The 11,584-nt window shown below is 55.7% G+C and carries 11 protein-coding genes; 2 read left to right on the forward strand and 9 right to left on the reverse strand.

Features of this window, described 5'->3' with window-relative positions:
• Positions 1-20: 20 nt before the first annotated feature.
• Positions 21-1,346 (reverse strand): lysine N(6)-hydroxylase/L-ornithine N(5)-oxygenase family protein, encoded by a 1,326-nt coding sequence (locus tag ACUTQW_RS05825; RefSeq protein WP_006325493.1) that lies wholly within the window; start codon positions 1,344-1,346, stop codon positions 21-23.
• Positions 1,347-2,490: 1,144 nt separating this feature from the next.
• On the opposite strand from ACUTQW_RS05825, the gene ACUTQW_RS05830 reads away from it, so the two are divergent.
• Both ACUTQW_RS05830 and ACUTQW_RS05835 read left to right on the forward strand, forming a co-directional pair.
• Positions 2,491-3,138: a TetR family transcriptional regulator gene (locus ACUTQW_RS05830; RefSeq protein ID WP_004944767.1), complete on the forward strand. Its 648-nt coding sequence runs from the start codon at positions 2,491-2,493 to the stop codon at positions 3,136-3,138.
• 21 nt (positions 3,139-3,159) lie between these two features.
• Positions 3,160-3,993 (forward strand): IclR family transcriptional regulator domain-containing protein, encoded by an 834-nt coding sequence (locus ACUTQW_RS05835; RefSeq protein ID WP_020439094.1) that lies wholly within the window; start codon positions 3,160-3,162, stop codon positions 3,991-3,993.
• On the opposite strand, the gene ACUTQW_RS05840 is transcribed toward ACUTQW_RS05835, so the two are convergent.
• From ACUTQW_RS05840 to ACUTQW_RS05875, 8 genes are all read right to left on the reverse strand, one after another.
• Positions 3,990-5,327 carry a D-serine ammonia-lyase gene (locus ACUTQW_RS05840; RefSeq protein ID WP_037432947.1) on the reverse strand — a complete coding sequence of 446 codons (1,338 nt, stop codon included), beginning with the start codon at positions 5,325-5,327 and terminating at the stop codon, positions 3,990-3,992. The genes ACUTQW_RS05835 and ACUTQW_RS05840 overlap by 4 nt on opposite strands.
• Positions 5,328-5,462: 135 nt before the next feature.
• Positions 5,463-6,152, reverse strand: a complete 690-nt coding sequence (locus ACUTQW_RS05845; RefSeq protein ID WP_006325511.1) for a VIT1/CCC1 transporter family protein — start codon at positions 6,150-6,152, stop codon at positions 5,463-5,465.
• Positions 6,153-6,180: 28 nt separating this feature from the next.
• The gene (locus tag ACUTQW_RS05850; protein ID WP_037432948.1) at positions 6,181-6,651 is read right to left on the reverse strand and encodes a VOC family protein; all 471 of its coding nucleotides are present in this window, start codon (positions 6,649-6,651) and stop codon (positions 6,181-6,183) included.
• 13 nt (positions 6,652-6,664) lie between these two features.
• Complete coding sequence (locus ACUTQW_RS05855) at positions 6,665-7,018, reverse strand: DUF1428 domain-containing protein (RefSeq protein ID WP_037432949.1); 354 nt, start codon at positions 7,016-7,018, stop codon at positions 6,665-6,667.
• 116 nt (positions 7,019-7,134) lie between these two features.
• On the reverse strand, positions 7,135-8,565 hold the full coding sequence (locus tag ACUTQW_RS05860; RefSeq protein WP_037432951.1) for a sensor domain-containing diguanylate cyclase: 1,431 nt from the start codon (positions 8,563-8,565) through the stop codon (positions 7,135-7,137).
• Positions 8,566-8,952: 387 nt separating this feature from the next.
• Complete coding sequence (locus ACUTQW_RS05865; protein WP_004944784.1) at positions 8,953-9,624, reverse strand: methionine ABC transporter permease; 672 nt, start codon at positions 9,622-9,624, stop codon at positions 8,953-8,955.
• Positions 9,621-10,601, reverse strand: coding sequence for a methionine ABC transporter ATP-binding protein (locus tag ACUTQW_RS05870; RefSeq protein ID WP_006325517.1), 981 nt, complete (start codon positions 10,599-10,601; stop codon positions 9,621-9,623). Before ACUTQW_RS05870 ends, ACUTQW_RS05865 begins: the two co-directional genes overlap by 4 nt.
• On the reverse strand, positions 10,601-11,413 hold the full coding sequence (locus tag ACUTQW_RS05875) for a MetQ/NlpA family ABC transporter substrate-binding protein (RefSeq protein ID WP_445654818.1): 813 nt from the start codon (positions 11,411-11,413) through the stop codon (positions 10,601-10,603). Before ACUTQW_RS05875 ends, ACUTQW_RS05870 begins: the two co-directional genes overlap by 1 nt.
• Between the last annotated feature and the right edge of the window lie 171 nt (positions 11,414-11,584).

An 11,584-nucleotide genomic window follows, 5' to 3' on the forward strand; every position in this document is an offset into this window, starting at 1 on the left:
CTCATCATTTGATAACAATATTAAAGGGGTGACCAAGCGGCCATCAAGGGATTTAAAGCGACGGGTTGTTCTTGCTCACTGCGCCATTGAATCATCGCCGGAGTGGTGCTCAAATCAAATTGGTTGTGGCCTAAAGCTCGATTGAGAATACGTGCCGATCGCCAGGCCACCAGGCTAAGCTGCGGATCGGCAATGCCGTGGTGATGCATGCTGGCGTTAACGGCAAACAAGCAATTCTCATGTTCCCCTTCCCGCTCAAGGGTAAAATCAGAAGCGATACGGTATTGCCCATCGGGGGTGGTCAACAAACGATCAGCCAGGGAGTCAAGAAATGCCGGGCGGACCTGTTCATAGCCGGTCGCAAAAATGACCACATCTGCATCAAAGCTTTCTCGCCCTTGATCAAGGTGATGCAGCGTCTCTAACCGATAAGCATTATCTTTGGCATTAAGGGCCGTAACTGAACGGCTGGGCAGCAGGCTCACCCATCGTTTCTCGCGGAGTACGTCGAAGTGGTGATACATGGCGCGGTAAATTGCCAACAGAGACTCACTGGTGATCCCATCGGAAGTCATCTTTTGTTCTTGCAGCATGCGTTCTTTGGCTGCGTGGCCGAGCGTGTAGAAGTTGTCGACATAATCCGGCGTAAAATACTCGTTGGCAAAGGCGGCTTCATCAAGTGCGTTGTAGTTGTTGCGTCGAGATATCCAGCCAAGGTGTTCTGGTCGGCCCCATTCCCCCTGGAAAATATTCAAGAACAGGTCGGCACCGCTTTGACCGCCGCCCACAATGACCACGCGTTTTCCGGCAAGGTTTGGCTGGCGCAACATCATTTCGCTGGCGTGAAAGCATTGATCGTTTTGTTCGGTCACGCAGTTCGGCAGTTTGATTTGCTTGCCTATGCCCACACACAGGTGTTTAGCGTAAAGCACGTCATTCTGGGTGGTGACGACAAACTGCCGCTGTTCGTCATCGAAGTCCACGCGGCGAACCTCTTGGTTGAACATCAGCGAATCCAACCCCGTTGCTGCCCAGTTGAGATAATCGGCAAACTCTTCGCGCGACGCAGTACGCTGTTCAGTCGTCAGGAAGCGGTAGAACTTTTTACTCTTCACCAGATAGTTGAGAAAACTATAAGGGTTGGTTGGCGAGACGGCGGTGACCAGATCCTTCAAAAAATGGGTCTGCATATTGCTATCTGCCAGGATCATGCCGGGGTGCCAGGAAAAGTGCGGTTTGCGTTCGAGGAATTTGCAATTGAAACCCTCGATTTCGCTTCCAAGCGCAGCAAGACTGAGGTTGGACGGGCCGATACCAATGCCGATAAAGTCCAAACGCTGGTTCATTGTGTGTGCTCCTGTGTGAATAAATCTATTTCCAAAAAATACATCATGTGGCTGGATAAAATAACGCAACGAGCATGTCCCAATGGCATTGGGATTATTGATGCCATCAGAATCACGTCCTGCATTATTGTTGCCAAGCCCGAACGCCTGCCATTGACGACTGCAAGATAAAAATAACGGATCCATTGCGTCGTTTTGTTTCAATTGAAATTGTCACCCATCGTATTTTGACAAATGAATCTCAAATTAAATAAAAACAATTTGCAGCGCTATGAAAAGAGAATGCTTTAGGAGACACTGTCGAGTTGATGGAATTCGACGGATTGACCGAGGAATTCATAACATCTCCCTATGTTAATTTGCATATTACGCATAGCATCATCCTTAATGAGACATTGCCGAATCAGAGTATCGCTAAAGCTGAAATCTGGCATGTGAAAAAGCATAAAATTAAAGTCAACACGCAGGTTATCAATGTGAAATTAAAAGTGAAATCGTCAATATTCATGAAATTTCACTTTGGTTTGGCCTCTTTCGCACCTAAAACCTGTGTTGTTACGTCAACAAGAAACAAATAAAGCATAATAATTCAATGCATTACAAACAACTGATTGTAAACTGGCCGTTGCGCCGGACCTTGCGCAATGCCTGTGCGATTTCTATCCACTTACATCGTCGCAGACGACATTGTGAGCAATTTTAAATCCAAAATCGGATTCTTCATCCTGAATTCGTAATTTTTTACCCGAGAAAAAGCGTAATCAGAGGCGCTGAAAATTTGGAAAAAACACTTTTCCGTACGCAATGCCGTCAGTTTGTGTACAATACTTTTTAAATCCGGCTTAGGGTGCCATCTCAAATTCAACTTCTGTTCAGATTGATATATTCTAGGCACCGTGATTATAAGCAAGAAAGTCATCTCTTATTAATGTCATTCCCTTTTCGACTCAGGTTCTTTCTCTACACAGCCTATTCTCCCCTTGCATTAACGCCTATTCGGCGATCGTCGCTCAACATCCCGACACCCCGCCATGCCTCTTTGAGCAACATGATGGCGCTCACAAAAGCGCTGACGTGGCAGATTGTATTACCGGGTTACCCCGGTTACTCTTAACCGGTGTCCCCAAACCGATAAGTGACTGATGTGTTGAACAATGATGAGATCCCCGCGACCAAACGCAAAAATGACCCCGTTGGTCTGAAGCAGCGAATTTTCGCCGGGGCGCTGTGTGAGTTTGCCGAGGCGGGCCTGAAAGGGGCTCGCATGGAGAATATTGCCGAGCACGCGTCCACCACCAAACGCATGGTGGTTTATCATTTCAAGAACAAGGAGTCGCTCTATCTGGAGGTGCTCGAGCACGTATATCAGCATATCCGCGCTCACGAATCCGCGTTGGATCTGCAAGCGTTGCCGCCGGTAGAAGCGATGACCCGGCTGGTTGAAGAAAGCTTCAATTACCATGCGGAGCACCCTGACTTTATCCGTGTGATTTGCATGGAAAACATGCTGCGTGGCCAGTACATCCGCCAGTCACCGCGCATCAAGGCACTGAATCAGAGCGCCTTGACCTTGCTGGAAGATATTTTGCAACGCGGCAAGCAAAGCCGGGAGTTTACTGCAGATGCCAGCGCCGCCGACGTGCACCGCTTGATCAGCAGCCTGTGTTTCCACTATGTTGCCAACCAGTACACCTTTAATACGCTATTCGAAAGTCATGAACCGCCGGAGGATCAGGTTATCCATAACCGGCGGCTGGCCGTCGTGGCGACCCTGCGCTATCTGGCGCTGTAGTCTTTGAAACCGGGAGCCTGAATGGCCAAGACCTCTGCCGGCGACAACATCGCCACCCATGACATTTCGCTGTCCGCTGCCAGCGGCGATCCTTTCAAGGGCGATCCCAACTTTATGGCCTCGTTGGCGCGGGGGTTGGAGGTGATCCAGGCCTTTACCCCGCAACGCCGCCTGATGTCGATTTCGCAAATCAGCCAGAAAACCGGCATTCCACGCGCGGCGGTGCGCCGTTGCCTGTACACCCTGAACAAGCTGGGGTTTGTCTACGCGCAGGACGGCAAAAACTTCGAGCTGCGTCCGCGTATTCTGACGCTGGCTCACGCCTATCTCGGCTCGACGCCGTTAGCCAAGGCTACCCAGCCGGTGCTGAAACACATCAGCCAATTGCTGAATGAATCCTGCTCCATCGCCACGCTGGACGGCGACAACATTTTGTATATCGCCCGCGCCTCCGCCGAGCGCATCATGACTATCGATCTGAACATAGGCAGCCGGTTGCCCGCATTCGCCACCTCGATGGGGCGCGTGCTGCTGAGCCATCTGCCGGCGGATAAACGGGATGATTACCTGCAACGCATCACCCTGATGCGCTATACGCAATACACCATCGGCTCCATCGACAAACTGCGCGAGGAGCTGGATAAAGTCCGCGCGCAGGGGTATGCGATTAACGATCAGGAACTGGAGATCGGGCTGCGTTCCATTGCCGTGCCGATCATGTCGGCCAACGGCAGCGTCACCGCCGCGTTAAACGTCGGCGTACAGGCCGGCCACGTTCCGGTAAGCGAATTGACCGAACGCATCCTGCCGATCCTGCTGGAAGGCGCACAAGAGCTTTCGCTGCTGACGCACTAACCGGCCTCGCGTGCGTTGGCCAGGTATTTCGCCATCTCCGCCTCCGGCACCATGCCGCCGCCGGTCGCCCACACCAGGTGAGTGGCCTGGTTCATCTGCCGTTCATCCAGCCCGCGTTCGGCCAGCCATTCGGGGCTAGCCGCCACCCGCCACGGCCCCGCCATGCCCGCCAGCGCCGAAGGCTCCAACTGAATGTGCTCCTGACGATCCAACAGCCCCAGCAACGCGAACATCTCGCTATCGCTTAAGGTGTAAAAACCGCTGAGCAGGCGCTCCATGGCGCGGCCGACAAAACCGGAGGCTCGCCCAACCGCCAGCCCGTCCGCAGCGGTTTGATTATCTATGCCCAGATCCTGCACGGCGATCCGGTCATGCAGCCCGGTATAAACCCCAAGCAGCATGCACGGCGAGTGCGTCGGCTCGGCAAAGATGCAGTGAACGTGATCGCCAAAGGCCAGTTTCAGCCCAAAGGCCACCCCGCCTGGCCCACCGCCGACCCCACATGGCAAATAGACAAACAGCGGATGCTGCGCGTCAACCTCAATCCCACGCTCGGCGAACTGCCGCTTCAGGCGACCGCCGGCCACCGCATAGCCCAGAAACAGCGTTTGCGAGTTTTCGTCATCGATAAAAAAACAGCTCGGGTCGTTCGCCGCTTGCAGCCGGCCCTGCTCAACGGCAACGCCATAATCTTGCTCGTACTCGACCACGTTGACGCCATTGTCACGCAGCTTTTGCTTTTTCCATTCGCGCGCGTCCGCCGACATGTGCACGCTAACGCTGAAACCCAGTCTGGCGCTGATGATGCCAATCGACATCCCCAGATTGCCGGTTGAGCCTACGGCAATACGATAACGGCTGAAAAACTGGCGAAACGCTTCCGAAAACAGCTTGCTGTAGTCGTCCGTCAGCTGCAACAACCCTGCCGCCAGCGCCAACTTTTCCGCATGTGCCAGCACCTCATAGATGCCCCCGCGCGCCTTGATTGAACCGGAAATCGGCAGGTGGCTGTCTTTTTTCAACAGCAGATGGCCGCCGAGCGTCACACCATAGCGCTGGTCGAGCGCAGTTTGCATCGCCGGAATGGCGACAACCTCGGATTCGATCACGCCGTTGGCGGCCCGGGTTTCCGGAAAAGCGGCACTCAGATAGGGGGCGAAACGCGCCAGCCGCTGCTCCGCGTCGGCGACGTCGTCAGCGCTCAATCCTACGTACGGCAACCCCGCCTGCAAAGTCGTTGCACGCGGGTTGAACCAGGTTATCGGTTTGAGGTCGATCAGGTCCTGCACCAAAGGGAATTGCGTAACCCACTGCTGAATCTGTGATTTATCCATTATTATTCTCTACGCTACGTAACGATTTCCCCTAGGGTGCAGCGATTCGCCGGCGCTGACAAATGATAAAAACTCAGCCTTGCGTGAGCGGCATTAATGCAAAAGCTGATTTTTGTTGTGGGGCGAGCCTAACCATTACCCCAGCGCGGATCCAAACAACAGGCCGACGCCAGAAGAGACCGCCATCGCCAGCGCGCTCCAGAACAGGATGCGCACTACGCCTGGGCGGATCGGTGCGCCGCCTGCCCTGGCGGCAATACCCCCGAGAATGCCCAAAGACACCAGTGCGGAGACCACGATGGCCGCAATGGTCCATGCGACCGGTGCCAGCACCGCGACCAGTAACGGCAGCAGCGCACCGACGGAAAAACTCAGCGCCGAGGCCAGCGCCGCCTGCAATGGCCGCGCCGTGGTGATGGACGAAATCCCCAATTCATCGCGGGCATGCGCGCCCAGCGCATCATGAGCCATCAGCTTTTCCGCCACCTGTTTGGCCAGCGCCAAATCCAACCCGCGATGCACATAGATAGAGGTCAGTTCACGGTATTCGCCCGGATAATCGCTGAGCAACTCCGACTGCTCTTCCGCCAACGCGGCCTTTTCCGTATCCGCTTGCGATGACACCGAAACATATTCGCCGGTCGCCATCGACATCGCCCCGGCAACCAGCCCGGCAATGCCGGCGAGCAAGATGCCGCCGTGCGCCGCATTGGCCGCCGCCACGCCAAGCAACAGGCTGGCCGTGGAGACAATTCCGTCGTTTGCGCCCAGCACCGCCGCCCGGAGCCAACCTATATTCTCAATGCTGTGCCGTTCTTTGTGCATCGGGTGCGTCCTTGTTGTGGGGAGAACGTTAGCCGCGAGCCGCCGCTTCCAGCCCGGCGATATCCAGTTTGACCATCTGCAGCATAGCTTCAGTCACCCGTTTCACCTTCGCGCTGTCGGGGTCGCTCATCAACTCCCCCAGCCGCCGGGGGACAATTTGCCAGCTCAGCCCCCAGCGATCGCGCAACCAGCCGCACTGCTCTATGACGCCGTCTTCGCTTAACGCCTCCCACAGCCGATCCACTTCCGCCTGATCCGCGCATTCGACCATAATCGAAAAGCTGTGATTGAAAGCATCGAGCGGGCCGGCTTCAATCGCCGCATAGCGCTGATCGCCGAGAGTAAACGTCGCCAATTTTACGCTGCCTGCGGGGCCGCTCGGAGTATCGGCGGGCAAGGTGGCGCTCCAGGTCAGGGAAGAACCGGGGATCAGCGCTATGTAGCAGCGCAGCGCCGCGTCCATGTCTTTTTCAAACCACAGGTGTTGTGTGATCTTCATTGCACCCTCCCCGCTACTCGTCAAGGATCGGTTCGAAACCGCCGAAAATCATGCGTTTGCCGTCAAACGGCATCTGCTCGCCCAGTGCCTTCATGCGCGGGTCATTCATCATTTTCTCGTTGGCGGCATCGCGCGCCGCTTTTGAGGGATATTCGATCCAGCTGAAAACCACCACTTCATCGGCTTCGGCTTTCACCGCACCGCGAAAATCGGTGAGTTTACCTTCGGGCACGTCGTTGCCCCAACATTCGACAATCCGCGTTGCGCCGAACTCTTTAAATAAGGGGGCGGCCATGGCGGCCAGCTTAAGGTACGCCTCCTTATTGGCGGCAGGCACCGCCACAACAAAGCCATCAACATAGTTCATGAGATGATTCCTCTTGTCCGTTCGGACATCAGGTAGGGCGCAAGCGGCATTGCTCACGCTCCCTTCCATTTTAGACCCCCTGGCCGGGGTCAACCATGAACGACAAGCGGCAGGTTTCAGCGGTCGCGGTAAATCAGTGGGGATATTTCTGGCGTGGCGACACGGTTGCGGCCGCTGTTTTTGGCTTTGTAGACTGCCATGTCGGCGATTTTCAACAGATTATCAAGATTTTGCTCTATACCGCCGATGCAGGTAACCATACCGATGCTGACGGTGATTTGCAGATGATTGCCGGCAGGCATGGCGATCGATTCAATTTCCACCCGCCGGCGCAGACGTTCGGCCAAATACACCGCATCTTCCTGACGTTCGATAAGCGCAACGATAGCGAACTCCTCCCCGCCCATGCGGCCAAACAGATCGGAATCGCGCAGGTCGCCGGCAATGGCGCGGGTAAAGGAAATCAGTGCGGCGTCACCGCCGGAGTGCCCAAAGCGATCGTTGATGGATTTGAAGTAGTCGATGTCCAGCATCATGATGCAAACCTGCTCGCCTTTTTGGGTGAGCAACCGCGAGCCGCGTTGCATAAAGGCATTACGCGTCAGCACGTGGGTCAGAGCGTCATGGTTCGCCACGTGCTCCAGTTGTCGCAGCAGCGCATTGCGGGCGAAATTCATGCTGGCGATGGCAATCGGCCCCAGTGCCAACAGCGCTACCCCGAGCCGCATCGACACGGTGTTCTGCAACGCCTTCATATCGACGTTAATGGCGATCAGACCCAAATCAATGGCCAGATGGCACCATAAAACGTAGATCAGCACCACCACCAGAGTGGTGAACAGTGAAAACGACATCGCCAGCCACAGCAGGATCGGCACGGGGAAAATCACGGCGCCAGGCCCGCCAATCAAGATACTGCCAATGCAGGCCAGCGCTAACAGCACCAGAACCGCCAGTTTTCTGCCGCTGCCAGGCCGGATAATGCCGTGAACGACGCTACGCAGGTAGCCCCGCCAATCCGCAGGCAAGGCCAGGATAAACGGCATCAGCGTAATGTAATTGGTAAACTCCGAAGACATCCACAGCGCCAGTGCGGGGAAATACTCGCGATCAAACAGCAGCACCGAGACCCCGGCACCGATCACCCCGGTGGTGCCGGCGCTGGCCAGACAAATGGCAAACAGATAAACGCTGGCTGACGTGCGCTCCAGCGTTTTGACCTGCGGGGGCACAAGTTTAAACAACTGATACCCCACCACGACGCCGGCAATATTGGCGCCGTTCAGCAACAGGGCTTTGTCGAGTGGGCTACCGGTGATCAGATCTGCCGTCAAATACCCCAATATCGCCATCACCCAGCCTAAACGGCTGACAAGCTCCGGATAACGAACGAACACCGCCAGCAACACCGCATTGCTTGGCCAAAAGGCCGCCAGAAAGCCAATGGGCCGGCTCTCAATGCCGAAGATACAGGTGGCGAACACCAGCATAAAGACGGTGAGCGCAGGCTGTAATTTTGTGGTGTCAGGTGACTGGGTGGTGTGCATCTTGCTTCCAGAGCGTTCGAAGAATACGGATAAATCCTGCCAACATGATGAGAGGCGACAACCGATTCATCATACCTGACGATGCGCGTGAAAATTGGGCGACCAGAGTGGCATTATTGCTACTTTCACAGGTCCGATCACCTGTTAATTGAAGGCTTGGCAATATATTTATAAATTAACTGTAGCGCCAAATGGTGCAATGCACCCGCCTTCCGGAATGCATGCCGCAAACCAGGATCAAGTCAGAAAGCGTTGACATGAATAACGCGCGGATTATTGAAGGGGGGCCACACAGCCTGAGCCTGTGGCCATGGTGATTATCAGCATGTAGCTTAGTCCGTACCGCAATATTGCGCCAAGCCGGCACGTACCCAATGACAAAGCCTCCTAACGCCGATGCGCCAGCGAGCGGACCAGGCGATCGCCCAGGGTTTGCACGCCCTGCACCAGGAGCACCAAAATAATCACCGTCGCGATCATCACCTGATTGTTGAAACGTTGATAACCGTAACGGATTGCCAGATCGCCTAATCCGCCTCCGCCGATCACGCCGGCCATGGAAGAAAAACCAATCAACATCACCACCGTCAGCGTCAGCCCGGCCAACAGCGTCGGCAAGGCCTCCGGCAGCAGCACTTTAAAAATGACGTGGCGCACATTGCCGCCCATCGACAAAATTGCCTCGATCCGCCCTTTTTCCACCTCATCCAAGGCAGATTCGACGATGCGAGCAAAGAACGGAAAAGCGCCGATGGTGATCGGCACTACCGCCGCGGAACTGCCTAACGTGGTGCCGATAATCAGCCGGGTTAACGGGATCAAGGCTATCAACAGCACCACAAACGGCAGCGAGCGCCCCAGATTGACGATGGCGCCCAGCGCCCCGTTGATGCGCGGTGCGGGCAAGATACCCTGCTTGCGGGTAATAAACAGCACCACGCCAAGCGGTAAACCGATCAATAAGGTAAACAGCGATGCCAGCGCCACCATATACAAGGTTTCGCCGGTGGCGTTCAGCACCAGCGCCAGAAGATCTTCCCAGGACAATTGATTTCTCATAGCAGTTCGGCCCTCACGCCCCGTTGATTGAGGAACGCCACCACTTCCGCCAGCGGTAAGCCACCCTGCGGCGATCGCAAGCCCACCCGGAAACGGCCGACGCTCTGGCCGGCAATCAGTTCAACGCCCCCACCCAGCAGCGTAACGTCCACCGCATGGCGCTGCGCCAGTTCGCTGAGCACCGGCGAGGCACGCACGCTGTCGAAAAATGTCAGCTCCGCCACCTGGGTCTCCGGCGCCACCGGCGTCAGGCAGCCCGGCAACAACGCCTGCCCCAGCGGCGATGTCGGGTTCGCCAGCAAGTCGCCAATCGGCCCCCATTCAACCACCCGACCGGCGGCCAAGAGCGCCGCATGGTCACAAATGGCCTTGACCACGTCCAGTTCGTGGGTGATCAACACAACGGTTAATCCCAACTGGCGGTTGATGTCTTTCAACAAGGCAAGAATAGAGGCGGTGGTTTCCGGATCCAGCGCGCTGGTCGCTTCATCGGAAAGCAAATAATCCGGCCGGGCCGCCAGCGCCCGGGCGATGCCGACGCGCTGTTTCTGCCCACCGGAAAGCTGGGAAGGAAAAGCGCGTGCCTTGTCGTTCAGCCCGACCAGATCGAGCAGTTCACCGGCGCGGCGAATACGTTCCGCACGAGGTACGCCGGCGATCTCCAGCGGCACCGTGATGTTATCTCGCACGTTGCGGGCATGCAGCAGATTGAACCCCTGAAATATCATGCCGATACGTTGACGCTGGCGCCGCAGTTCCGCTTCGCTCAGTTGGGTCAGATCGCGGCCGTCCATCAAAATGCGGCCCGTGCTGGGCCGTTCCAGTAAATTAAGGCAGCGGATCAGAGTACTCTTGCCCGCACCGCTGCGGCCGATAATGCCGAACACCGAGCCGTCGTTAATGGTAAGCGACACCTGCTCCAGCGCCGGCGGTTCACCGGCGCCGTAGGTTTTACCCAGCCCTTCTACGACAATCATCAGCCGGCGTCCGCAGCTGTCACGGGGATCACCGAGCCCTGATATTTTTGCTGAATGAATTTGGCCACCTCTGGCGACTGCAAATCTTTGGCCAGTTGTTTGATGCGCGGATCGTTCTCCAATTGCGGCGTCGTGACCAGAATATTGGCATACGGATTATTTTTCGGGCTTTCCAGCCCCAGCGCGTCCTTGGCTGGCGTAAGCCCGGCCTCCAGCGCATAGTTGCCGTTAATCACCGCCAAATCGACGTCATCCAATGCACGCGGGATCTGTGGCGATTCAATCTCCAGTATCTTGAGGTGTTTGGGGTTGTTGGCAATGTCTTTTGGCGTTGCCTGATCCTTGGCCGGATCGTTAAAGCCGGCTTTCAGGGTAATCAGCTCTTGCGCCTGAAGCAGGTACAGCGCCCGGCTGAGGTTAGCGACGTTATTGGGCACTGCCACCTTGGCGTTATCCGGCACCTCGCTCAGCTTTTTATACTTGCTCGAATAGATGCCCAACGGCTCGATATGCACGCTGGCCGCCACGGCAAATTTTGTGCCCAGCGCCTGCTCTTGCGAATGCAGATAAGGCAGGTGCTGGAAGTAGTTGGCATCCACGTCGCCGTGCGCCAGCAGCTCATTGGAATTCACGCCGTTACTGATCTCAATCACCTTCAGTTTCAGCTGCGGGTCAATTTTCTGCACGTAGGCCAGGATCTCCGCGTGGGGCACCGGATCGGCCGCCACCCGCAGCGGTTCCGCCGCCAACAGAGAGGCCGGTAGCGCGAGCGCCGTCAGCAGAGCCAAACGGGAAATTGTCGTTTTAAACATGGTCACCCCCAATGAAAGATCAAAACTCTGCGCCGGTTAAGAACCGCACGTTCTTATTTATGGTTATTTGATGCCATAAAGTAATAAAAAACTAGCACCAAGCCTTCGCGCGCCACCAATACCATTCCGTTATAAGGTATTAATAATCATAATCTTATTAATGAATTAGCT

The organism is Serratia sp. TSA_7, assembly GCF_052692135.1.